Raw genomic sequence first — 22,840 nt, 5'->3', positions numbered from 1 at the left:
CTTGCCTGCAAGTCAGCGCGATCAGAAGCCCTGAGGTGTAGAACGCGCGACAATCGCTTGCACATCCAGGCCTCGCGGCAACGTGCCATAGACTCGACCGGCGGTACCCAGGCGGCTGGCAATGAAAGCATCGCTGACACTGGCATTGCCCGCTTCCAGCAATAGCTTGGCTTGCAAGCCCAGCGCTATGTCTTCTGTCAGCTGCCGAGCGCGGTATTGAATGTCGCTGAAGTCCTGAAATGCGGCTTTCAGATGGGCGATATGCCCGGCCAGGCGCTTGTCGCCATGACCATCGCCCAATTCGGCAAAGAGTGCGTCGAGCACGCCCGACTCTTTCGACAAAGCCCGCAGCACGTCAAGGCATTGCACGTTACCGGAGCCTTCCCACGTCGAGTTCACCGGCGCCTCACGGTACAGACGCGGCAGGATGCTGTCTTCGACGTAACCGGCACCGCCCATGCACTCAGCGGCTTCATTGATCATGGCCGGTGCACGTTTGCAGATCCAGTATTTGCCCACCGCCGTCACCAGCCGGGCGAACCTGGCTTCCTGTGAGTCGTCGAGATGATCCAGAGCGCGGCCCATGCGCATGCTCAAGGCCAATGCGGCTTCACTTTCCAGCGCCAGATCGGCCAGTACGTTTTGCATCAAGGGTTGTTCGCTAAGCAAACGGCCGCCGACCATTCGATGCGCACAATGATGAGCGGCCTGAGTCAGCGCCTGACGCATCAGCGCGCTGGAACCGACCATGCAATCGAAACGGGTCATGGCAACCATCTCGATGATGGTCGGCACACCGCGCCCTTCCTCACCGACCATCCAGGCCAGAGCACCACGAAACTCCACTTCGCTGGAGGCGTTGGAGCAATTGCCGAGTTTGTTTTTCAGGCGCTGGATATAGAACTGGTTGCGGGTGTCATCCGGACGGTGGCGCGGCAGCAGGAAACAGGTCAAGCCCTTATCGGTCTGGGCCAGGGTCAGGAACGCATCGCACATCGGCGCGGAACAGAACCATTTGTGTCCGACCAGCTCATAGGCTTGGCCCGGACCTGCAGCCCCTACCGGATAAGCCTTGGTGGTATTGGCCCGCACATCGGTGCCGCCCTGCTTTTCGGTCATGGCCATGCCGATGGTGGCGCCGGCCTTATGGGCGATACCGACGTTGCGTGGGTCGTATTCGGTGGCAAGAATTTTCGGTAACCATTGCTCGGCGATGTCCGGTTGCAGTCGCAGCGCCGGCACAGAGGCGAAGGTCATGGTCAGCGGGCAACCGCTGCCGGCCTCGGCCTGGCTGTGCAGGTAGCTCATGGCCGCTCGGGCCACGTGTGCACCGGACTGCGGATCGGTCCAGGGCAATGAAGTCAGGCCATGTTCGACTGCCGTACGCATCAGTTCATGGTAGGCCGGGTGAAACTCCACCAGGTCGATGCGATGGCCATAACGGTCATGACTCGAGAACACGGGTTTGTTCTGATTGGCCAGAAAACCCGCCGCCATCAACGGCCCACCGGCCAGCGCGCCATAGCCATCAATCCGTGCTTCGGCCCAGCCAGCGCCAAATCGCCGCGCCCACTCCTGTAGCGGCAGGTCGATACGATAGAGGTTAGTGCCATCCAGCGGTGGCGGCTGATTGGTGACCTCGTGGGTTTCGGCGAACTGATGCAGGTTCATGACGGGGCTCCTTGGGGGTGGACCAGAACTCCAGTTAATCACCGCCCCCCGCCCGAACAAAGTGGCATATGCGCCTAAATATCGGCGCTTTCACCATACCCAGGACACAGCACCCGGCGATACAAAACCGCCTGTAGCTCCTCGAATTTCACCGGTTTGCTCAAATAATCCGTCATCCCGGCCGCCTGGCAATGCTCACGTTCGGCACTCTGGGCCACCACCAGCACCGGCAGCTCTGCGCTACCTGGCAGAGCGCGCAATTGGCCGCAGATCGAGATGCCATCAAGCTGCGGCAGCTGACAATCGAGCAACACCGCATCAAAGGATTCTCGCCGCAACAGCTCCAGCATCGCCCGACCACTGTCCGCCGTGCGCACTCGATAACCCAACTTGAGCAGCATGCCGCGCACCACCAATTGATTGATGCTGTTGTCATCGACCAACAACACTGTGCACTCCTGAGGCACACGACGAACAATCGGCGCACGCCCTTTGAAGGTTTGCTCAGCCGGGGACGGCTGCACGCTGCGAACATCGAACTCGACGTCCAACTGGAAACGACTGCCGCGTCCAGGCTCCGATTGATGGGTCAAACGCCCGCCCAACAGTTCGATCAACTGCCGGCAAATTGCCAGACCGACTCCCAACCCGCCGTACTCGCGGGTCATCGAACCGTCGAGCTGGAAGAATCGCTGATACAGGGTGGCTTCATCCAGATCGGTGAACCCGATACCAGTGTCGATCACTGCGAAGGACAGCGCCATCCGCCCCTCGTCCGCCGACTTTCCGGTCACCCGCAACACCACCCCACCCACGCGGGTGAACTTGATGGCGTTGTCCAACAAGCACTCCAGGCATTGAATCAGCTTTGTGTTGTCACCTTGCAGGCGGTCTGGCAGACCCGTCGCCACCTCGAACTCAATATCCAGCGCCTTGCTCATGGCATTGGCGGCGAACTGCATTCGCAGCCTGTCGAGCACGCCACGCAGGCTGAAATCTTCCGTTTGCACCTTGAGCCTGCCGGCCTGCAACTCCGTCAGGGTCAGGATGCCATTGACCATGCGCATCATGTCCCGCGCCGAGCTGGCGGCAGTCTGTTGGTATTGCTCCAGCTCCGGTTCCATATCCATGGTCTGCATGAGTTCCAATGAACCGATCACCCCGTTCATTGGCGTGCGCAACTCATGGGTCAGGGTCGCAAGAAACTCATCCTTGAGCCGGTTGCTGTGGGCCAACGCCTGGTTCAACACTTCGAGTTTCTGACCGGCATCGAACAAAGTCTGGGCCTGCTGTTCGCGCATCGAATTGATACGATCGGCCAGCGCCAGCGACAGCAATGCCACTTCAATTGCCGAACCGATCTGACTGGCATACATGGTCAAGAACACGTTAGGCAGATAACCCAACACCATCAGCGTGTTGATCACGCCACCAAACAGAAACGCCGACCAGGCGATGATGAAATACCGCGCCACTCGCAGACCGCGCCACCAGGCAAAAATCCCTGCTGCGAAGATCGTCACGGTAAAGGCCAACGCCAACGCCGTCGCCAAACGCAAGGCCAGGGCATAGCTGGTCATCAACGACAGTGCAATCACCACCGCGCTGCACGCGATCAGCAGCAATAGCAGCCGATCGAGCCAGCGGCTGTGGCGGGCCATCTGCAAAAAGCTGCGGGCAAACTGACTGCCGAACAAACCCGCAGCACCGATGAAGAAAGGTGTCGAGGCGTTGGCCCACCAAGGGTTGTTCGGCCAGAAATACTCGACCGCGGCACCATTCACCGACAGTTGGTACAAACCGAACGAAGCGATATAGAGGATGTAGTAGAGATAGCTGGTGTCACGTACAGCGAGGTAGATGAACAGGTTGTAGACCAGCATGCCCAGCAGTACGCCATAGATCAGGCCCAGTACATACAGACGCACCGGTTGCTCTTCCACAAAGGCGGTACTCGACCAAAGGGTCAGCGGAGCCTGGATCGAGCCTTGGCTTTGCAGGCGCAGATACACGATTTTGTGCTGATCCGGCGCGAAATCCAGGTCAAACAGATAGTTATTCTGGCGGATCTGCCGGCTGGAAAACGGCAAGGCGTCGCCCGTACGCTGGACCAATTGATAGCGGCCTGCAGCATCGGGGAGGTACAAGTCGAGGTGATCAAGGGGCGGATAGGCCAATTCCAACAACCAGTTGCGCTGAGCGGCAGGGTTGTTCGGGCGGTAATGCAAATCAATTTTCAGCCAGAATGCCGAGTGAGAGTAACCGGCATTGAGGGTGGCTTTATCGTGAGTTTTGAAGCTGCCGGCCAGCGCCTGCGAACTGACATCGTCAATACTGGCCTCGCCGCCCACGTCTTCGAACACCTGCATCACCCGGCCCAAAGGGAGGCTTTGAGTGAACTCATCAAACTCGGTCGCGCAAGCCAGCATCGGCAAGCTCAACAGCAACATCAGCAAATAGCGCATAAAGCCCCAGCGTGGCCTGTCCGGTTGTGTCAGGAAGCCCCCCATTCCCTTTGAGTAGACGTAAAACCGGCATTACCTGTTATTGGTTTGGATCCACTCTAGCATAGCCGTTGATGGCCATTGAACACCATTAAAAACTTTAGTTTAAAGGCTCTAGAACGGGCCTCTCAGTGAAATCAGTTGATCTAGAGCTGTTTGTCTGAGCAGGTTGTGATAAGGCCCGTGTAAGCAACTGTCGCTACATGCCTTTGCAGGAGCAGCCGGTCGACGCTCGATTGCTCGCGATGGTCGTTAACGATTACGCGTGCTTCCTGACGAAATGCGTCAGCTTCAAGTCCATCGCGAGCAATCGAGCGTCGACCGGCTGCTCCTACGGTTTTGCATTCGCCCGCCATCTTTATAGGGCCGGCCACTGCCCCGGAAAAAAGCGTTTGGTGGTAAGCTCGCGCACCATGAATATCTATAGCTCTCGCCCCGTTGTCCTCTGTCTCTCCGGCCACGACCCAAGTGGTGGCGCCGGCTTGCAGGCAGATATCGAAGCCCTGCTCGCTCAGGGTTGTCATGCGGCTCCCGCCGTTACCGCCCTGACCGTGCAAGACACGGTCAACGTCAGCGATTTCCGCGTCCTGGATCGCGAGTGGGTGTTGGCTCAAGCCAATGCCGTGCTCAACGATTCGACCGTCGCAGCGGTCAAGCTGGGCATGCTCGGCTCGCTGCAGATGGTCGACACCGTGGTCGAACTACTCCAGGCGCACCCGCATCTGCCGCTGGTCTGTGACCCGGTATTGCGTGCCGGTGGCGGCGGTCGTCTGGGTAAAGATGAAGTCGGCTACGCCATGCGCGAACGACTGTTGCCGTTGGCGACTATCGCGACACCTAACCTTCCCGAAGCCCGCATCCTCGCTGAACTGCCGCAAGGCTCTCCTGACGAGTGCGCAGAGAAACTCCTGGCCTACTGCGAACACCTGCTGATCACCGGCGGCCATGGCGATGAACATGAAGTGCATAATCGCCTTTACAGCCGCGATGGCAGTCGTCAAACCTATACCTGTCAGCGCTTGCCGGGCAGTTATCACGGCTCGGGCTGCACCTTGGCCAGCGCCTTGGCCGGTCGCCTGGCCTTGGGCGAAAACCTCGCCAGTGCCGTGCAATCCGCTCTGAATTACACTTGGCGCACCCTGCGTGATGCCGAACAGCTTGGCAAAGGCCAGTTCGTCCCGCGCCGTCTGCCGCTGGACTTTTGCTCGTAACGCATGAGGCTTGCTCGATGAAACTACGTGGCCTGTACGCCATTACCGACAGCCAACTGCTGGCCGGCAAATTTCTGCCCTATGTGGAAGCGGCGCTGGATGGCGGCGTCACGCTGCTGCAGTACCGCGACAAGAGCAGCGACGAAGCCCGTCGGCTGCGCGAAGCCGAAACCCTGCGCACCTTGTGCGAGCGATACAACGCCCAGTTGATCATCAATGACGATGCCGAACTGGCTGCGCGCCTTGGCGTCGGCGTACACCTGGGTCAGACCGACGGCCCGCTGACACCGGCCCGGGCACTGCTCGGGCGCACGGCGATCATCGGTTCCACCTGCCACAGTCAGCTCGAACTCGCCGAACAAGCCGCCAAAGAAGGCGCCAGCTATGTCGCCTTCGGTCGCTTCTTCAACTCCAACACCAAGCCCGGCGCGCCGGCGGCAACCCTTGAGTTGCTTGACCAGGCCCGGACCAAATTGCACCTGCCGATTTGCGTGATTGGCGGCATCACCCTGGAAAACGCCGCCCCATTAGTGGCCCACGGCGCTGATCTGCTGGCCGTGGTCCACGGCCTGTTCGGCGCAGAGAACACCCAGGAAGTGACGCGTCGCGCCCGTGCCTTCAAAGCCCTGCTTCATATCTAAATAGCCGAATCCTGATTCAGAGAGCCCGATCATGTCTCGTTCCGAAACCCTGTTTGCCAATGCCCAGAAACACATTCCCGGCGGCGTAAACTCGCCCGTTCGTGCATTCAAGAGCGTCGGCGGCACGCCGTTGTTCTTCAAGCACGCCGAAGGCGCCTATGTGACGGACGAGGATGACAAACGCTATGTCGACTACGTGGGTTCCTGGGGCCCGATGATCCTTGGCCACAGCCACCCGGAGGTGCTCGATGCAGTGCGCAAGCAGCTCGAACACGGCCTGTCCTATGGTGCCCCGACGGAGATGGAAACCCGGATGGCCGATCTGGTCTGCTCCATCGTGCCATCGATGGAGATGGTCCGCATGGTCAGCTCCGGCACTGAAGCGACCATGAGCGCGATCCGTCTGGCCCGTGGTTTCACTGGCCGCGACAGCATCATCAAGTTCGAAGGCTGCTACCACGGCCACTCTGACAGTCTGCTGGTCAAAGCCGGTTCCGGCGCACTGACCCAAGGCGTTCCAAGCTCTGCCGGCGTACCCGCCGCGTTCGCCAAACATACCCTGACCCTGCCGTTCAACGACATCGGCGCAGTCGAGCAAATGCTCAGTGAAGTCGGTCAGGAAGTGGCGTGCATCATTGTCGAGCCAGTGGCTGGCAACATGAACTGCGTACCACCGGCGCCGGGCTTCCTCGAAGGCCTGCGCACGCTCTGCGACAAACATGGCGTGGTGCTGATTTTCGACGAAGTGATGACCGGCTTCCGCGTCGCCCTCGGTGGCGCCCAGGCGCACTATGGTGTGACCCCGGACCTGAGCACTTTCGGAAAAATCATTGGCGGCGGCATGCCGGTGGGCTGCTTCGGCGGCAAACGCGAAATCATGTCGCACATTGCCCCGTTGGGTCCGGTCTACCAGGCCGGTACTCTGTCCGGCAACCCCCTGGCCATGGCTGCGGGCCTGACCACCCTGCGCCTGATCAGCCGTCCAGGCTTCCACGCAGAGTTGAGCGACTACACCACTCGCCTGCTCGATGGCCTGCAACAGCGCGCCGACGCAGCCGGTATTCCGTTCGTGACCACTCAGGCCGGCGGCATGTTCGGGCTGTACTTCAGCGGTGCTGACGACATCGTGACCTTCGACGACGTCATGTCCAGCGACGCCGGCCTGTTCAAACGCTTCTTCCACCTGATGCTCGAAGGCGGCGTTTACCTGGCACCGAGTGCCTTTGAGGCCGGTTTCACTTCGATAGCCCATGGCGATGCCGAGCTGAAACTGACTCTGGATGCTGCTGAGCGTGCATTTGCTGCTTTGAAATAAGCCGACCAATGACCAATCTGACGCTGCTTGCGCGGCGTCCGGATTTTTCCCAGGTCTTTACGTCTCTTTTCCGCCCTTCAAGGCACGAAATTTCCTACAAACCGGACGATATCGGGCCGCGCAGCAGAAAAACGAGTAAAGACTTTGTAAGGTTGGCCCTGCTTATTTCATAATGCGCGCTTATTGGATCCCTCGATGGGTCCGCGCGCCCCTCAGAGGTAAGTCGATTCCCATGAACCGCACCGGCCGCGCCCTTGCATTGGGCTGCCTGTTGCTCCTTCAGCCCCTGCTCGCGCAAGCACAAGCAGGCGGCAACTCGTTGTTGATCCCAGCGATGGGTCGCTGCACCCTCAATACTCAGCCACAAGACCAGTCAGAGGCGCTTGCCGCCTGCAAGAAAGCGTCGGATGCCGGGGATGCGCAAGCACAATACGAGTTGGGTGAATTCTATTACGAGGGCAAAAATGCGCCGCGTGACCTCAATCAAGCCCTGAGCTACTTCGAAAAAGCCTCTCTGCAAGGCCATGCCCAGGCGCAATTCAAACTCGGCACCATGTTTTTCCACGGAGAAGGCGTTCCGGCCAATAACATTCAGGCGTATATCGTACTGAAGATGGCGGCGGTCAATGGCGCCGAGGATGCTCTGGACACTGCCGACGAAGTCGCTCAACACATGCAGCGTGACGAGCTGGAAGTCGCGACGCAGGTGCTCGGGCAGATTTTCCGCAAATACCTGCTGGAACTGCAAAGCGCCGATGGGCGCTCACCGTTTTCGCCACTGCCTTAAGCTCTGCATCGCCTTTCTGACGCTATCGCGGGCAAGCCTCGCTCCTACGGTTGTATGTGATCCGTAGGAGCAAGGCTTGCCCGCGATTGGCTGCGACTCGGTCTCGGGTGTTACTTCTCCGGCATCGGCATCGGAAACGGCATGACATTGCTCATACCGCGCGCTTCAGTGATCTTCGGCGTGCCCAGACGCTCGACTTCGTCGATGCGCACGATCGAATGCATTGGCACAAAACTGCGCACCACGCCTTCGAACTGCGCCTTGAGCTTCTCTTCGCCCGGGTCGACGACCAGCTGTGTGCGCTCGCCAAAGACGAACTCTTCCACTTCCAGGAAGCCCCACAGATCACTTTGATAGATCTGCTTGGCGTACATTTCGAACACTTGGCCCTGGTTGAGGAAAATCACCTTGTAGATTGGAGCTTCACGTTTGGTCATGGTGGGCGGGTAACAAATCGGGGGATATAAAAGAGGGCGCAAACTATAGCATAGCCACCCGATGCACAACGCTAGGAACCTCGGGTCGTGACCACTATAATGCGCGGTTCTTTGAATCACTTGATGAACTCCCATGGCCAAGAAGCTTTACATCGAAACCCACGGTTGCCAAATGAACGAGTACGACAGCTCGCGCATGGTCGATCTGCTGGGTGAACATCAGGCCCTGGAAGTCACCGCACGCGCCGAAGACGCGGACGTCATCCTGCTCAACACCTGTTCGATCCGCGAACGCGCCCAGGACCGGGTGTATTCCCAGCTCGGCCGCTGGCGCGAGTTGAAACTGGCCAACCCGGACATGGTCATCGCCGTCGGCGGTTGCGTGGCCAGCCAGGAAGGCGCGGCAATCCGCGACCGCGCACCCTATGTCGACGTGGTCTTCGGCCCGCAGACCCTGCACCGCCTACCGGAAATGATCGACGCCGCGCGCATCACCAAGCTGCCGCAAGTTGACGTTTCATTCCCGGAAATTGAAAAATTCGATCATCTGCCAGAACCGCGTATCGACGGCCCGAGCGCCTACGTCTCGGTCATGGAAGGCTGCAGCAAGTACTGCACGTTCTGCGTAGTGCCTTATACCCGCGGCGAAGAAGTCAGCCGGCCATTCGACGATGTGCTTGCCGAAATCATTCACCTGGCCGAAAACGGCGTACGTGAAGTCACCTTGCTTGGGCAAAACGTCAACGGCTATCGCGGCCAGACTCATGACGGTCGTCTGGCGGACCTGGCCGAACTGATCCGCGTGGTCGCCGCCGTCGATGGTATCGAACGTATTCGCTACACCACTTCGCACCCGCTGGAGTTCTCCGACAGCCTGATCCAGGCCCATGCCGAAGTCCCGGAGCTGGTCAAACATCTGCATTTGCCGGTGCAATCAGGCTCGGATCGCATTTTGGCGGCGATGAAGCGCAACCACACGGCACTGGAATACAAGTCCAAACTGCGCAAGCTGCGGGCCGCCGTGCCGGGTATCTGCATCAGTTCGGACTTCATCGTCGGCTTCCCCGGCGAGACCGAAAAAGACTTCGAACAGACCATGAAGCTGATCGAAGACGTCGGTTTCGACTTTTCCTACTCGTTCGTCTACAGCCAACGCCCGGGCACCCCGGCCGCGGATCTGGCCGACGAGACTCCGGAAGAGCTGAAAAAAGAGCGCCTGAACGCCCTGCAACATCGTCTCAACCAGCAAGGCTTCGAGATCAGCCGACAAATGGTTGGCTCCACCCAGCGCATTCTGGTGACCGATTATTCGAAGAAAGACCCGGGCGAACTGCAGGGGCGCACCGAGAATAATCGTATCGTCAACTTCCGCTGCGACAATCCCACGTTGATCGGCCAGTTCGCTGACGTGCGTATCGATGCCGCGCAACCGCACTCGCTGCGTGGTTCGCTGCTGCGGTAATCGTCAAGACACTGGAGATCGAATGTGGGAGCGGGCTTGCTCGCGATAATGGACTTTCATTCAACATTGATGTTGCCTGATACACCGCTATCGCGAGCAAGCCCGCTCCCACATTGTAACTGCGTTGTTCTTGAGGACGCGCTCATCCATTTAAGAGCTTTCGCACCCAGGCCACTGGCGTTATCCTTGATTCCATATCAATTGCCTTAGGGCGGCTAAAAACGACCTTGAACGCACCCATAGCACCGCATCGTTTCATCCTCGAGCCTTTTGAGGCTCGCCGCTTCGCCAATCTGTGCGGGCAATTCGACGAGCATTTGCGCCTGATCGAACAGCGCCTGACCATCGAGATCCGCAACCGCGGAAACCAGTTCGAATTGATCGGCGAACCCAAACACACCACCTCCGCGGAAAACCTCCTGCGCCGTCTGTACCGGGAAACCAAGGGTACCGAGCTGTCGCCGGACATGGTTCACCTGTTCCTGCAGGAATCTGCGGTGGAAGAGCTGGACAGCTTTCCGGCCGCCGAACCCGCCGTCGCATTGCGCACCAAAAAAGGCATGATTCGCCCTCGCGGCCCGAATCAGCAGCGCTATGTAAAGGAAATTCTCGGCAACGACATCAACTTCGGCATCGGCCCGGCCGGTACCGGCAAGACCTATCTGGCGGTGGCCTGCGCGGTCGACGCTTTGGAGCGCGAGCAAGTACGCCGCATCCTGCTGGTGCGTCCAGCGGTCGAGGCCGGCGAAAAACTCGGCTTCCTGCCCGGCGATCTGGCACAGAAAATCGACCCGTATCTGCGTCCGCTGTATGACGCGCTGTACGAAATGCTGGGTTTCGAACACGTCGCCAAGCTGATCGAGCGTCAAGTGATCGAGATCGCGCCGCTGGCCTATATGCGCGGACGAACGCTGAACAACAGCTTCATCATTCTTGACGAAAGCCAGAACACCACCGTCGAGCAGATGAAGATGTTCCTGACGCGGATCGGCTTCGGCTCCACCGCGGTCATCACTGGCGACATCACCCAGATCGACTTGCCCAAAGGCACGCGCTCGGGTCTGACCCACGTGATCGATGTGCTCAAGGATGTGCCGGGTATCAGCTTTACCCACTTCACCTCCAAAGATGTCGTGCGCCATCCGCTGGTGCAACGCATCGTCGAAGCCTACGAGCGTTTCGAGCATCGCGCTGAAGGCGAGCCGGTCAAATTTTCCTCTGCGAAGGACAGTCGCCGCGATGCTTGAGCTTGATCTGCAACTGGCAACCGATGCCCCTGCCCCCAGCGAAGCCGAGTTCCGCCAATGGTGCGGGCTGGCCCTGCGACAACGCACCGCCGACTCCGAGCTGACCATCCGCCTGGTCGACGAGCCAGAAGGCCGTGAGTTGAACCACACCTGGCGGCAAAAGGATTACGCCACCAACGTACTGTCCTTCCCTGCCGATGTGCCGGACGAGCTGCTGGACATCCCGCTGCTCGGCGATCTGGTGATCTGCGTGCCCGTGGTCGTCCGCGAGGCAGCCGAACAAGGCAAGGCACTCAACGCCCATTGGGCACACCTGGTCATTCACGGCTGCTTGCATCTGCTGGGTTACGACCACATCGATGACGATGAAGCCGAAGAAATGGAAGCACTGGAACGAACGTTGCTTGCTGAACTGGGTCATCCTGACCCGTATGCAGATGACGAAACCTGCGAACCTCCAACTGTAATAACCAAGGATTTAGAGTAATCGCTATGAGCGAAGACCGATCGAGCAGCGGGCAAAAGTCCTGGCTGGGCAAACTGACCCAGGCTTTTGCCCACGAACCGAAAAACCGTCAGGAGCTGCTGGAGCTGTTGCGCGAAGCCCATCAGAACAAGTTGCTGGACAGCGAAGCGCTGGCCATCGTGGAAGGTGCCATCCAGGTCGCTGACCTGCAAGTACGGGACATCATGGTTCCGCGCTCGCAGATGATCAGCATCAAGGCGGCCCATACACCCCGCGAATTCCTCCCGGCAGTCATCGATTCCGCGCACTCGCGCTACCCGGTGATTGGTGAAAGCCACGACGACGTCATGGGCGTCCTGCTGGCCAAGGATCTGCTGCCGCTGATCCTTCAGGAAAACGGCGACAGCTTCAACGTCAAGGATTTGCTGCGTCCGGCGACCTTCGTCCCCGAGTCCAAGCGCCTGAACGTGCTGCTGCGCGAATTCCGCGCCAATCATAATCACATGGCCATCGTCATCGACGAATACGGCGGCGTGGCTGGCCTGGTGACCATTGAAGACGTGCTGGAACAGATCGTCGGCGATATCGAAGACGAGCACGACGTCGAGGAAGACAGCTACATCAAGCCGCTGCCCAGCGGTGACTTCCTGATCAAGGCGCTGACCCCGATCGAGAACTTCAACGAGTTCTTCGACAGTGAATTCTCCGACGATGAATTCGACACCGTCGGCGGCCTGGTGATGAGCGCGTTCGGGCATCTGCCTAAACGCAATGAAATTACCGAAATTGGCGCCTATCGCTTCCGCATTCTGAATGCCGACAGCCGCCGGATTCACCTGCTGCGCCTGACTCCTATTGCCCGTTAAGGACTGAAATGCGTTGGATCACCCGCCCCGGCTGGCCCGGTAACCTGCTGGCCGTGGCGGCCGGTGCACTCACCACCCTGGCGTTGGCGCCGTTCGATATCTGGCCACTGGCATTACTGGCTGCCGGTTTTTTCTATGCCGGCTTGCGTGAACTGACGCCCCGTCAGGCGCTGGGGCGTGGCTGGTGTTTCGGCTTTGGCCTGTTTGGCGCCGGCACCAGTTGGATCTACTACAGCATTCACAACTTTGGCGGCGCTTCGGTGCTGCTGGCCGGGTTGCTGATGCTGGCTTTCACCGCTGCGATTGCCTGGTTCTTCGCCCTGCCCGCCTGGCTCTGGGCGCGCTGGCTGCGCCGTAACGAAGCGCCGCTGGCCGATGCCTTGGCCTTTGCCGCGTTGTGGCTGGCCCAGGAAGCGTTCCGTGGCTGGTTTCTGACCGGTTTCCCGTGGCTTTATTCCGGCTACAGCCAACTCAATGGCCCGCTGGCCGGGCTCGCACCATTGGGAGGCATGTGGCTGATTTCCTTCAGCCTGGCGCTGACCGCCGCGCTTGTGTACAACCTGCCACGCCTGATCAAGGCCGGACGCAAAGGGTTTATCGTCGCAGGCCTGCTGTTGCTGGCCGCACCATGGGTCATCAGCCTGTCGCTCAAGGGCCACGCCTGGACCAGCCCTTCGGGCAACCCGCTGAGCGTCGCGGCGATTCAAGGCAACATCGAACAAAGCATGAAGTGGGACCCGGCGCAGCTCAACAAGCAGCTGGCGCTGTACCGCGACATGAGCTTGAGCTCCAAACGCGTCGACCTGCTAATCTGGCCGGAAACCGCGGTCCCGGTGCTCAAGGAGTCTGCCGAGGGCTACCTGAACATGATGGGCAGCTTCGCCGCCGAACGTAACTCGACACTGATTACCGGTGTGCCGATCCGCCAGCAAGTGCGCCACGAAAAACGCTACTTCAATGGCATCACCGTGGTAGGCGAAGGCGACGGTACTTACCTCAAGCAGAAACTGGTGCCGTTTGGTGAGTACGTACCACTGCAAGAAGTGCTGCGAGGCCTGATTGCGTTCTTCGACCTGCCAATGTCGGATTTCGCCCGTGGTCCGGCTGATCAGCCGTTGCTGCAAGCCAAGGGCTATCAGATTGCACCATTCATCTGCTACGAAGTGGTCTACCCGGAATTCGCAGCCAGCCTTTCGGCCCGCAGCGACCTGCTGCTGACCATCAGCAACGACACCTGGTTCGGCACCTCCATCGGCCCGCTGCAACACTTGCAGATGGCACAGATGCGCGCCCTGGAAGCCGGACGCTGGATGATTCGCGCCACCAACAACGGCGTCACTGGTTTGATCGACCCATTTGGCAAGATCACCGTGCAGATCCCGCAATTCGAACGCGGCATCCTCTACGGCGAAGTGGTGCCAATGCACAACCTGACACCTTACCTGCAATGGCGTTCGTGGCCGCTGATCATTCTGTGCATGCTGCTGTTCGGTTGGGCGCTACTGGCCAGCCGGATTGCCAAGACGGTTTAACACCCAGGATCCGGGTGCCCGCAAAAAGATCGTCCGAACGCCTTCGGACGATCTTTTGACTTTCAGCGGTAGAACAACGAATAACCGATCTGCCCTACGGCCTCATTCAGCAACAGGCCACTTTGCCAAATCGACTTGAACTCGGGCATCCAGCCTCCGAACGGCTGGGCATTATCAACACCCAAAAAGCCCACCGGTGCAGCCACGACGGTGAAACCTGCCCGCTCGAAACTCCACACTGAACGCGGCATATGCCAGGCCTGGGTCACCACAACCACCCGTTTGATACCCTGCGGCACAAGCACCTCAGCGCTGAACTGAGCGTTCTCCCAGGTCGTGCGACTGCGCCCTTCCTGCCAACTGACCGCCACACCAAAATCATCCTGCATGGACTCGGCCATCATTGCCGCCTCAGTGGGCGGTGTTCCGTAATGCAAGCCGCCACTGGTCAACACCGGCAAACCCGAGGCCTTGGCCAGGCGGGCCGCATAACGCTCGCGCTCCAGCCCCACGCCGGTAGGCTGGTCAGAGCCCCACGCCGGATCGCCCCGTTCCCGGCCCGAGCCCAAGACCACAATCGCATCCGCGCGCTCGGCCAGCGTCGCCCATTCGCTACGGGCCAGTGGCGGATCGCGTTCAAGCGCCCGGGCACTCCATTCCACGACAACCGGCAAACTCATCAACCAGAAACCACCAACCCCCAGCGCAAAAAAAGCGCCTGCCAAGCGGGGTCGGGAGCGACGGAACCACCAGGCAGCCAGAAGCAACAGCAAAAAAATGCCGGGCGGCAAAAAAAGTTGTTTGACGAAATAACGAAAAGGCATCGAGCATCTCCAAAGATGCCCGAAGCCTAAGTGGGTTGAAGCAAAGCAACAACAGGTTCTGTAGGCATTTCAATCGAAAAGCCTGAACGTGTGACGTCATGCAATGCACTTGAGCGGGGCTGCAGACTCTTATTTGAACAGCTGGGACCGGAGCTTTGCCGCGTCCCCAACAGGTGCTTTGCCTCTCAACCAGATGATTTTGGCCGTATGTGGTACTTCTTTATGTTTTACGGCTTCCAACACGTTTGAATGTGCCTCACGTATGCTGCGGTCCAGATAGGCCTTGATCAACTCAAACTCAGCGCGACTCAAACCACGCAGCTCCAACTCGACAGGACGTTCATCGCGCAACTGGCCTGCCGTTCTTGCCGCATCCAGGGCCAGACCAAGACGATCAATCAGCCGTTCGTACAACTCGGGTTTTGTTTCTTTTCGCTGCGACTCAACCATCCGTTCACCTCATTGAACATAAGACTCACTCCCCTTTAAGAGCTTAGTCCCACTGAGAAAACCGGCCTGTTGCCGCGACCAACGGCCCCTGAGGCCCTGCCGGGTGCAATCAGGGTTTCCCTCGGTAGAGCGCGGTCATGTATGCTACGGCGCTTCCTGTAACTCCACTTCCAGCTCGACTGGGCACCGAAAACGCCACATTTGGCGTCGTCACCGCCCAGCGTCGCATTGAAGAGGATTAGGCCACCCCTATTCAGTTCAAAAGTAGCCATGCACGAACAATATCAGCCCCGTGAAATCGAAGCCGCCGCCCAGTCGTTCTGGGACGAGCAAAAGTCCTTTGAAGTCAGTGAACAGCCAGGCAAGGAGACGTTCTACTGCCTGTCGATGTTCCCTTACCCCAGCGGCAAGCTACACATGGGGCATGTGCGCAACTACACCATCGGCGACGTGATCTCCCGCTATCAGCGCATGCAAGGCAAAAACGTCCTGCAACCCATGGGTTGGGATGCCTTCGGCATGCCGGCAGAAAACGCCGCGATGAAAAACAACGTCGCACCGGCCAAGTGGACTTACGAAAACATCGCCTACATGAAGACCCAGCTGCGAAGCCTGGGCCTGGCGGTCGACTGGTCGCGCGAAGTCACCACCTGCAAACCTGATTACTATCGCTGGGAACAATGGCTGTTCACTCGCCTGTTCGAAAAAGGCGTGATCTATCGCAAGAACGGCACCGTCAACTGGGACCCGGTAGACCAGACCGTTCTGGCCAACGAACAGGTGATCGATGGTCGCGGCTGGCGTTCCGGCGCGCTGATCGAGAAGCGCGAAATCCCGATGTACTACTTCAAGATCACCGCCTACGCGGATGAGTTGCTGGAGAGTCTCGACGATTTGCCAGGCTGGCCTGAGCAAGTCAAAACCATGCAGCGCAACTGGATCGGCAAATCCCGCGGCATGGAAGTGCAGTTCCCATACAACGTCGACTCGATCGGCGAAACCGGCACACTGAAAGTCTTCACCACCCGTCCGGACACCCTGATGGGCGCGACCTACGTTGCCGTGGCAGCCGAGCACCACCTGGCGACCCTGGCGGCGCAGAACAACCCTGAACTGCAAGCGTTCATTGCTGAATGCAAAGGCGGCAGCGTGGCCGAAGCCGACGTTGCCACCCAGGAGAAAAAAGGCCTGCCGACCTCGCTGTTCGTCGAGCACCCGTTGACCGGCGAAAAGCTGCCGGTCTGGGTCGCCAACTACGTGCTGATGCACTACGGCGATGGCGCGGTTATGGCTGTGCCGGCTCACGATGAGCGTGACTTCGAATTCGCCACCAAGTACGGTCTGCCGATCAAATCCGTGGTGCGCACCAGCGCAGGCGACGAGAACCCGGCCCCATGGCAAGACGCCTACGGCGAATACGGCACGCTGATCAATTCCGGTGAATTCGACGGCCTGGACTTCGCTGGCGCGTTCGACGCCATGGAAGTTGCCCTGATCAAGAAAAACCTCGGCGCCTCGCGCACCCAGTTCCGTCTGCGCGACTGGGGCATCAGCCGTCAGCGTTACTGGGGCTGCCCGATCCCGATCATCCACTGCGATACCTGCGGTGACGTGCCGGTGCCGGAAGACCAGCTGCCTGTCGTGCTGCCCGAAGACGTCGTACCCGACGGCGCCGGTTCGCCTTTGGCGCGCATGCCCGAGTTCTATGAATGCAGCTGCCCGAAATGCGGCAAACCGGCCAAGCGTGAAACCGACACCATGGACACCTTCGTCGAGTCGTCCTGGTACTACGCCCGTTACGCCTCGCCGCATTACGAAGGTGGTTTGGTCGACCCGGCTGCTGCCAACCACTGGCTGCCGGTCGATCAATACATCGGCGGCATCGAACACGCCATTCTTCATCTGCTCTACGCGCGCTTCTTCCACAAACTGATGCGCGACGAAGGCCTGGTCAGCTCCAACGAGCCATTCAAGAACCTGCTGACCCAGGGCATGGTGATCGCCGAGACTTACTACCGTCGCGAAGCCAATGGCAGCTTCACCTGGTACAACCCGGCGGACGTTGAACTCGAGCGCGACAGCAAGGCCAAGATCATTGGTGCCAAGCTGATCAGCGACGGCCTGCCCGTCGAAATCGGCGGCACCGAGAAGATGGCCAAGTCGAAAAACAACGGCGTTGACCCGCAGTCGATGATCGACCAGTACGGCGCCGACACCTGCCGCCTGTTCATGATGTTCGCCTCGCCGCCCGACATGAGCCTGGAGTGGTCCGACTCCGGCGTCGAGGGCTCGCACCGTTTCCTCAAGCGTGTCTGGCGCCTGGCGCAGACCCACGTTGGCCAAGGCCTGCCGGGCGCACTGGATCTCGGTACGCTGAACGACGAACAAAAAGTCATTCGTCGGGCTATCCACCTGGCAATCAAACAGGCCAGCCAGGACGTCGGCCAGTACCACAAATTCAACACCGCCATCGCTCAGGTGATGACGCTGATGAACGTGCTGGAAAAAGCCCCGCAAGGCACCGATCAGGATCGCGCGCTGATTCACGAAGGCCTGGAAACCGTTGCCCTGTTGCTGGCGCCCATCACGCCGCACATCAGCCATGAACTGTGGCATCGACTGGGTCACGCCGATCCAGTGATCGACGCCGGCTGGCCGGTTCTGGATGACAGCGCGCTGGTGCAGGACAGCCTGCAACTGGTGATTCAGGTCAACGGCAAGCTGCGCGGTCAGATCGAAATGCCTGCCAGCGCCAGCCGCGAAGAAGTTGAAGCCGCTGCGCGGACCAATGAAAACGTGCTGCGTTTCACCGAAGGCCTGACTATTCGTAAAGTGATCGTAGTGCCCGGCAAACTGGTCAATATCGTCGCTAGCTAATTGGATCAGGCGCCAGGTCGCTGACCTGGCGCCGAACAAATCCTCCAGGGCCGCACAGTCGACCCACATGGTTTGAAGGGGAGCACCAAGATGATCAAACGCAATCTGCTGGTTATGGGCCTCGCGGTACTGCTGAGCGCCTGCGGCTTCCAGCTGCGCGGCACCGGCACCACCGAGCTCGCTATCAAAGAACTCGACTTGAATGCCCGCAACGCCTACGGTGAGACCGTCACGCAACTGCGTCAGGTACTTCAGAACAGCGGCGTCAAAGTCTACGCCGGCGCGCCGTACAAGCTGACGCTGACTGATGAACAGGAATCCCAGCGCGCCCTCAGCTATGCCGGTGCAGGCCGCTCGGCCGAATACGAGCTGACCTCCGTGCTGTACTACGATATTCAGGGTCACGATAATCTGTCGTTACTCAGTGATAAGTTGCAAGTGCAGAAAGTCTTCCTCCACGACGGTAACAACCTGGTAGGTTCCGACCAGGAAGCGGCCGAAACACGTCAGGAAATGCGTCGTGACCTCGTACAGCGCATGGTGCTGCGTCTGCAACAGCTGAGCCCGGAACAACTGGATAAACTGCAGCAAACCGCGGATGCCAGAGCCAAGGCTGACGCCGAAGCACTGAAAGCGGCACAAAAGGCTGAAGCGGAAACGCCTCGCCAATCGCCTCTGCAATTGCAGAACCAATAAGCCTTACGGGGCGCTCCAGCGCCCCGTTCGCCTCTTCTTATGAAGCTTGCCCCCGCCCAGCTCGCCAAACATCTGCAAGGCAACCTTGCGCCTGTGTACATTATCAGTGGCGATGACCCGTTGCTGTGCCAGGAAGCCGCCGATGCCATCCGTTCTGCTGCCCGCCAGCAAGGCTTCGATGAGCGCCAGGTGTTCAGCGCCGATGCCAGCTTCGATTGGGGCACGCTGCTGCAAGCGGGCGCCAGCATGTCGCTCTTCGCCGAAAAGCGCTTATTGGAACTGCGTCTGCCTTCTGGCAAGCCCGGTGACAAAGGCGCTGCTGCGTTCATTGAATACTGCTCGCGCCCTGCCGAAGACACCCTGCTGCTGATCAGTCTGCCCAAGCTCGACGCCAGTGCGCAGAAAACCAAGTGGGGCAAAGCGCTGATCGAAGGTCAGCAAACCCAGTTCGTGCAGATCTGGCCGGTGGATGCCAGCCAGCTGCCACAATGGATTCGTCAACGCTTGTCTCAGGCCGGTCTTTCCGCCAGCCAGGACGCTGTCGAACTGATTGCCGCGCGAGTGGAAGGCAACCTGCTGGCCGCCGCGCAGGAAATTGAAAAGCTCAAACTGATGGCCGAAGGTGGTCAGATCACCGTCGATACGGTGCAAGCCGCGGTTGCCGACAGTGCACGCTTCGATGTCTTCGGGCTGGTGGATGCGATTCTCAACGGTGAAGCCGCCCACGCCTTGCGCATGCTCGAAGGCCTGCGCGGCGAAGGCGTCGAACCGCCGGTGATTCTCTGGGCCCTGGCCCGAGAGCTGCGCCTGCTGGCCAACCTGTCGCTGCAATACAGCCAAGGGGTGCCGCTGGACAAAGCCTTCGGCTTGGCGCGTCCACCGGTCTGGGACAAACGCAAGCCCCTGATGAGCAAAGCCCTGCAACGTCACTCAGCCCAGCGTTGGGGACAACTTCTGCTCGATGCCCAGCGTATCGATGCGCAGATCAAAGGTCAGGCTGCGGGCTCACCGTGGATGAGCCTGAGTCGGTTGTCATTGTTGATGGCCGGCCAGCGGTTGGCATTGCCGGCCGAGTGATCGGACATAGTGGCGAGGGAGCTTGCTCCCGACGGGCCGGTCCGCGCTCGGAAACGGACGAATGGTCCTACACATTGTAGGGGCTGGACAGAATCTCGACTCTGTCCGATGATCTGCACCGCAAAAGCCATCCACAGTAGAGATCTCACCATGAGCAAGCCATCAAAGCATGGCCCCAACAAGGCCAAATCCATCATCGCCCAGCCACTGTTCCGCAGCCGTCAGGAACGAGCCGGCAAGGGCAAAGGCAGCTACCGCCGCGAAGCCTTCCAGTCTAAAAGCTGGGAGGCTTCTTACTTTCTGGCCGCTTGAAGGCAGAGAATCCCTTGGCGTGATAAGGTCGACACCTGATTCGTATTCTCTGGACCTGTGCATGCCCTTTTGTATTTCCCGTCGTTGGCACTTACGCCAATTGATTGCTGCCTCCAGCCTTGTTCTGTTAGTCGCCTGCGCGGAAAAACCGACCGCCGCCGACGCCCAACCGCTTCAGACCGCTCCTGCTGCCCCCGCTCCCGCCGTTACTCCTCCAATCGCCCAGACTGGCGAGGACCTGGACATTCAGCCAGCGCAGACTTTCGCCGAATGGCTGGCAGCCTTTCGCAAAGACGCCTTGGCCGCTGGCATCAACCCCGACCTTTTCGACCGGGCCTTCGCGGGTATCACGCCGGACATGAGCGTAATCCGCGCCGACCGCAGCCAACCGGAATTCGCTCGTCCGGTCTGGGAATACCTCGACGGCGCACTGTCTGCCTCGCGAGTACGTAAGGGCCAGGCACTGCTCAACCAATATGCCGGGATCCTGCAAAGCATCGAGCAACGTTATGGCGTTGATCGCCAGGCACTGGTAGCGGTCTGGGGTATGGAAAGTAACTTCGGCAGCTTCCAGGGTGACAAGTCGGTGATCCGTTCACTGGCGACCCTGGCCTACGAAGGCCGGCGGCCAGAGTTTGCCCACAGCCAATTGCTGGCAGCTCTGCAGATTCTCCAGCAGGGTGATATCGAGCCCGAGAAGATGCTCGGCTCCTGGGCCGGCGCCATGGGGCAAACCCAGTTCATGCCGACCACCTACAACACCCACGCGGTGGACTTCGACGGTGATGGTCGACGCGATATCTGGGGCAGCCCGACCGACGCCCTGGCCTCGACCGCTCACTACCTGCAAAGCTCCGGCTGGCAGAAAGGTCAGCCGTGGGGGTTCGAAGTACAAATGGCGACCGGTTTCGACTATGCACTGGCCGATGGCTCGGTCCGCAAGACAGTCGCCGAGTGGCTGCAATTGGGGCTTAAACTCCCCAGCGGTGTGAAGGTACCGCTCGGTTCCGAACAGCTGTCCGCGGCCCTGTTGCTGCCAGCGGGTTATCGCGGTCCGGCGTTCCTGATCCTCGACAACTTCCGCGCCGTTCTCAAGTACAACAATTCGTCGTCTTATGCCTTGGCTGTAAGCCTGCTGTCCGAGCGTTTTAACGGTGCCGGCCTGATCAGCGGCGAATGGCCGAAAGATGACCTGCCATTGAGCCGCTCCGAGCGGATCGAGCTGCAAAACCTGCTGAGCGCCAACAGCTACGATGCAGGCAATGCCGACGGCATCATCGGCGCCAATACCCGCAAGGCGATTCGCACCGCACAGCAATCTTTTGGATTGCCGGCTGATGGCTATCCGACGCATAAGCTGTTGGAAAGTTTGCGTAACCGCTAGTCAGCCTTATGGCTACAACCGCATCGCGAGCAAGCCCCCACACGGGATTCAGGTCGCACACAAACGCTGTGTTCGCTGAAGAGTGCGGGCCTGCTCGCGATAGCGGCCTGCCAGACAGCGAAAATTTAAGGTTTGATTACCACATCCTGCTCCAGCACCAGCTCCCTGCGCCCCGCATCCAGCCGGACCAGTGCGCCCATGGGCAGCGTCAGGTTGGGATCGCAATGGCCGCTGCACCAGCCAGCCAACACCGGAATACGCAACGGTTCAAAGGTTTGCTTGAGCAACCGCGCCAACGCCTCGCCATCCACCCCCGCCACATCGCCCACCAGCACCCCACGCAACTTGCCAAGGGTTCCGGCCAGGCGCAGCTGGGTCAGCAACCGGTCGATGCGGTACAGCGGTTCGTTGACGTCCTCGATGAACAGAATCACGCCTTCGGCATCAATCTCATAGGGCGTGCCCATGGACGCAGCGATCATCGACAGGTTGCCGCCCAGCAAACGTCCATGAGCGACACCTGGCTCGATCGTCGTCAAGGGGTAGGCCACCGGGTGTGCCAACAGGCTTCCGGCCTTCAGCTGCCCGCTGAGCAGGTTGAACAGCGATGACTCAGTGGGCTGCTGTTTATCCCCCAGCAGATCGGCATTGAGCATCGCCCCATGGAAGGTCACGAAACCTGCGTAGCGACTGATGGCCAGGTGCAGCGCAGTGATGTCGCTGTAGCCGACAAACGGCTTTGCGTTGCATCGCAGCAGCTCGAAATCGATTCGGTCCAGCAACCGGGGGCTGCCATAACCACCGCGCAGACAGAGAATGGCATCGATGGCCGTGTCGGCAAAAGCATCATGCAGATCCTTCAGGCGAACGTCGTCGCTGCCCGCCAGGTAGCCGTCTGTCTCCAGGACGCCCGGGAAAATCCGTAGCGAATACCCCCGTGCATGCATCCATTGAAGGGCCTTCTCGGTATCCAGTGCCGCCGGCCCTGCCGGTGCAATAACGCCGATCAACCCCTCGGCAGGCAATGCCGGGACCGGAGCGTGCTCACAAACAATAGGGGTCGAGCGAGTGGTCATCCGTG

20 protein-coding genes are annotated in these 22,840 nt (G+C 59.6%); 14 read left to right on the top strand and 6 right to left on the bottom strand.

Translation table 11 applies throughout. The annotated features are described in order from the left end of the window. Nucleotides 1–21: 21 nt before the first annotated feature. Together AC07VR_RS21970 and AC07VR_RS21965 are read right to left on the bottom strand one after the other, a co-directional pair. Nucleotides 22–1,671, bottom strand: a complete 1,650-nt coding sequence (locus AC07VR_RS21970; RefSeq protein ID WP_494995046.1) for an acyl-CoA dehydrogenase family protein — start codon at nt 1,669–1,671, stop codon at nt 22–24. Between the two features lie 74 nt (nt 1,672–1,745). After that, nucleotides 1,746–4,136, bottom strand: a complete 2,391-nt coding sequence (locus AC07VR_RS21965; RefSeq protein WP_495012500.1) for a hybrid sensor histidine kinase/response regulator — start codon at nt 4,134–4,136, stop codon at nt 1,746–1,748. A gap of 452 nt (nt 4,137–4,588) precedes the next feature. Here AC07VR_RS21965 and AC07VR_RS21960 point away from each other — a divergent pair, with 452 nt between their 5' ends. From AC07VR_RS21960 to AC07VR_RS21945, 4 genes are all read left to right on the top strand, one after another. Further along, the gene (locus AC07VR_RS21960; RefSeq protein WP_494995044.1) at nt 4,589–5,386 is read left to right on the top strand and encodes a hydroxymethylpyrimidine/phosphomethylpyrimidine kinase; all 798 of its coding nucleotides are present in this window, start codon (nt 4,589–4,591) and stop codon (nt 5,384–5,386) included. Between the two features lie 17 nt (nt 5,387–5,403). After that, the gene (gene thiE, locus AC07VR_RS21955; protein WP_495012499.1) at nt 5,404–6,027 is read left to right on the top strand and encodes a thiamine phosphate synthase; all 624 of its coding nucleotides are present in this window, start codon (nt 5,404–5,406) and stop codon (nt 6,025–6,027) included. 31 nt (nt 6,028–6,058) lie between these two features. Beyond that, nucleotides 6,059–7,342 carry a glutamate-1-semialdehyde 2,1-aminomutase gene (hemL, locus tag AC07VR_RS21950; RefSeq protein WP_495012498.1) on the top strand — a complete coding sequence of 428 codons (1,284 nt, stop codon included), beginning with the start codon at nt 6,059–6,061 and terminating at the stop codon, nt 7,340–7,342. 232 nt (nt 7,343–7,574) lie between these two features. Further along, nucleotides 7,575–8,129, top strand: a complete 555-nt coding sequence (locus tag AC07VR_RS21945; protein WP_494995041.1) for a tetratricopeptide repeat protein — start codon at nt 7,575–7,577, stop codon at nt 8,127–8,129. A gap of 110 nt (nt 8,130–8,239) precedes the next feature. Here the strand turns inward: AC07VR_RS21945 and AC07VR_RS21940 are convergent, their stop codons facing one another. Then, nucleotides 8,240–8,566, bottom strand: coding sequence for a DUF1820 family protein (locus AC07VR_RS21940; RefSeq protein WP_419116665.1), 327 nt, complete (start codon nt 8,564–8,566; stop codon nt 8,240–8,242). A 133-nt stretch (nt 8,567–8,699) separates the two neighbouring features. Here AC07VR_RS21940 and miaB point away from each other — a divergent pair, with 133 nt between their 5' ends. The 5 genes from miaB to lnt all read left to right on the top strand — a co-directional run bounded on the left by miaB (nt 8,700) and on the right by lnt (nt 14,139). Further along, nucleotides 8,700–10,028 carry a tRNA (N6-isopentenyl adenosine(37)-C2)-methylthiotransferase MiaB gene (miaB, locus tag AC07VR_RS21935; RefSeq protein WP_494995040.1) on the top strand — a complete coding sequence of 443 codons (1,329 nt, stop codon included), beginning with the start codon at nt 8,700–8,702 and terminating at the stop codon, nt 10,026–10,028. A gap of 227 nt (nt 10,029–10,255) precedes the next feature. Beyond that, complete coding sequence (locus AC07VR_RS21930; protein ID WP_494995039.1) at nt 10,256–11,275, top strand: PhoH family protein; 1,020 nt, start codon at nt 10,256–10,258, stop codon at nt 11,273–11,275. Continuing rightward, a complete protein-coding gene (gene ybeY, locus AC07VR_RS21925; protein WP_494995038.1) occupies nt 11,268–11,762 on the top strand; it encodes an rRNA maturation RNase YbeY in 495 nt (164 codons plus the stop codon). Before AC07VR_RS21930 ends, ybeY begins: the two co-directional genes overlap by 8 nt. A 5-nt stretch (nt 11,763–11,767) precedes the next feature. Further along, entirely contained in the window at nt 11,768–12,607 is an 840-nt protein-coding gene (locus AC07VR_RS21920; RefSeq protein ID WP_494995037.1) for a CorC family transporter, read from the top strand. Between the two features lie 8 nt (nt 12,608–12,615). Continuing rightward, entirely contained in the window at nt 12,616–14,139 is a 1,524-nt protein-coding gene (gene lnt / locus AC07VR_RS21915) for an apolipoprotein N-acyltransferase (protein ID WP_495012497.1), read from the top strand. A gap of 62 nt (nt 14,140–14,201) precedes the next feature. Here lnt and AC07VR_RS21910 read toward each other — a convergent pair whose 3' ends face one another. Together AC07VR_RS21910 and AC07VR_RS21905 are read right to left on the bottom strand one after the other, a co-directional pair. After that, on the bottom strand, nt 14,202–14,963 hold the full coding sequence (locus AC07VR_RS21910) for a YdcF family protein (RefSeq protein ID WP_495012496.1): 762 nt from the start codon (nt 14,961–14,963) through the stop codon (nt 14,202–14,204). 129 nt (nt 14,964–15,092) lie between these two features. Further along, nucleotides 15,093–15,413, bottom strand: coding sequence for a hypothetical protein (locus AC07VR_RS21905; RefSeq protein WP_494995034.1), 321 nt, complete (start codon nt 15,411–15,413; stop codon nt 15,093–15,095). A 270-nt stretch (nt 15,414–15,683) separates the two neighbouring features. On the opposite strand from AC07VR_RS21905, the gene leuS reads away from it, so the two are divergent. From leuS to AC07VR_RS21880, 5 genes are all read left to right on the top strand, one after another. Beyond that, nucleotides 15,684–18,290: a leucine--tRNA ligase gene (gene leuS, locus AC07VR_RS21900; protein WP_495012495.1), complete on the top strand. Its 2,607-nt coding sequence runs from the start codon at nt 15,684–15,686 to the stop codon at nt 18,288–18,290. A 90-nt stretch (nt 18,291–18,380) separates the two neighbouring features. Then, the gene (locus tag AC07VR_RS21895; protein WP_494995032.1) at nt 18,381–18,986 is read left to right on the top strand and encodes an LPS-assembly lipoprotein LptE; all 606 of its coding nucleotides are present in this window, start codon (nt 18,381–18,383) and stop codon (nt 18,984–18,986) included. 39 nt (nt 18,987–19,025) lie between these two features. Continuing rightward, entirely contained in the window at nt 19,026–20,063 is a 1,038-nt protein-coding gene (gene holA, locus AC07VR_RS21890; RefSeq protein ID WP_494995031.1) for a DNA polymerase III subunit delta, read from the top strand. A 150-nt stretch (nt 20,064–20,213) separates the two neighbouring features. After that, nucleotides 20,214–20,375, top strand: a complete 162-nt coding sequence (gene arfA / locus AC07VR_RS21885) for an alternative ribosome rescue factor ArfA (RefSeq protein WP_494995030.1) — start codon at nt 20,214–20,216, stop codon at nt 20,373–20,375. Nucleotides 20,376–20,436: 61 nt separating this feature from the next. Next, the gene (locus tag AC07VR_RS21880) at nt 20,437–21,759 is read left to right on the top strand and encodes a lytic murein transglycosylase (protein WP_495012494.1); all 1,323 of its coding nucleotides are present in this window, start codon (nt 20,437–20,439) and stop codon (nt 21,757–21,759) included. A 125-nt stretch (nt 21,760–21,884) separates the two neighbouring features. On the opposite strand, the gene AC07VR_RS21875 is transcribed toward AC07VR_RS21880, so the two are convergent. Further along, nucleotides 21,885–22,835: a S66 peptidase family protein gene (locus AC07VR_RS21875; RefSeq protein ID WP_495012493.1), complete on the bottom strand. Its 951-nt coding sequence runs from the start codon at nt 22,833–22,835 to the stop codon at nt 21,885–21,887. Nucleotides 22,836–22,840 lie beyond the last annotated feature (5 nt).

It is taken from the genome of Pseudomonas sp. GW821-FHT02H09, from assembly GCF_059421425.1.
The sequence above is the reverse complement of the archived record's forward strand: the minus strand, read 5'-3'. Positions and strand labels throughout refer to the sequence as shown.

Bases quoted from the DNA above. Each gene is read 5' to 3' on its own strand.
- AC07VR_RS21970 (WP_494995046.1), bottom strand. From the start codon at position 1,671: ATGAACCTGCATCAGTTCGCCGAAACCCACGAGGTCACCAATCAGCCG.
- AC07VR_RS21965 (WP_495012500.1), bottom strand. From the start codon at position 4,136: ATGCGCTATTTGCTGATGTTGCTGTTGAGCTTGCCGATGCTGGCTTGC.
- AC07VR_RS21960 (WP_494995044.1), top strand. From the start codon at position 4,589: ATGAATATCTATAGCTCTCGCCCCGTTGTCCTCTGTCTCTCCGGCCAC.
- thiE (WP_495012499.1), top strand. From the start codon at position 5,404: ATGAAACTACGTGGCCTGTACGCCATTACCGACAGCCAACTGCTGGCC.
- hemL (WP_495012498.1), top strand. From the start codon at position 6,059: ATGTCTCGTTCCGAAACCCTGTTTGCCAATGCCCAGAAACACATTCCC.
- AC07VR_RS21945 (WP_494995041.1), top strand. From the start codon at position 7,575: ATGAACCGCACCGGCCGCGCCCTTGCATTGGGCTGCCTGTTGCTCCTT.
- AC07VR_RS21940 (WP_419116665.1), bottom strand. From the start codon at position 8,566: ATGACCAAACGTGAAGCTCCAATCTACAAGGTGATTTTCCTCAACCAG.
- miaB (WP_494995040.1), top strand. From the start codon at position 8,700: ATGGCCAAGAAGCTTTACATCGAAACCCACGGTTGCCAAATGAACGAG.
- ybeY (WP_494995038.1), top strand. From the start codon at position 11,268: ATGCTTGAGCTTGATCTGCAACTGGCAACCGATGCCCCTGCCCCCAGC.
- AC07VR_RS21920 (WP_494995037.1), top strand. From the start codon at position 11,768: ATGAGCGAAGACCGATCGAGCAGCGGGCAAAAGTCCTGGCTGGGCAAA.
- lnt (WP_495012497.1), top strand. From the start codon at position 12,616: ATGCGTTGGATCACCCGCCCCGGCTGGCCCGGTAACCTGCTGGCCGTG.
- AC07VR_RS21910 (WP_495012496.1), bottom strand. From the start codon at position 14,963: ATGCCTTTTCGTTATTTCGTCAAACAACTTTTTTTGCCGCCCGGCATT.
- AC07VR_RS21905 (WP_494995034.1), bottom strand. From the start codon at position 15,413: ATGGTTGAGTCGCAGCGAAAAGAAACAAAACCCGAGTTGTACGAACGG.
- leuS (WP_495012495.1), top strand. From the start codon at position 15,684: ATGCACGAACAATATCAGCCCCGTGAAATCGAAGCCGCCGCCCAGTCG.
- AC07VR_RS21895 (WP_494995032.1), top strand. From the start codon at position 18,381: ATGATCAAACGCAATCTGCTGGTTATGGGCCTCGCGGTACTGCTGAGC.
- holA (WP_494995031.1), top strand. From the start codon at position 19,026: ATGAAGCTTGCCCCCGCCCAGCTCGCCAAACATCTGCAAGGCAACCTT.
- arfA (WP_494995030.1), top strand. From the start codon at position 20,214: ATGAGCAAGCCATCAAAGCATGGCCCCAACAAGGCCAAATCCATCATC.
- AC07VR_RS21880 (WP_495012494.1), top strand. From the start codon at position 20,437: ATGCCCTTTTGTATTTCCCGTCGTTGGCACTTACGCCAATTGATTGCT.
- AC07VR_RS21875 (WP_495012493.1), bottom strand. From the start codon at position 22,835: ATGACCACTCGCTCGACCCCTATTGTTTGTGAGCACGCTCCGGTCCCG.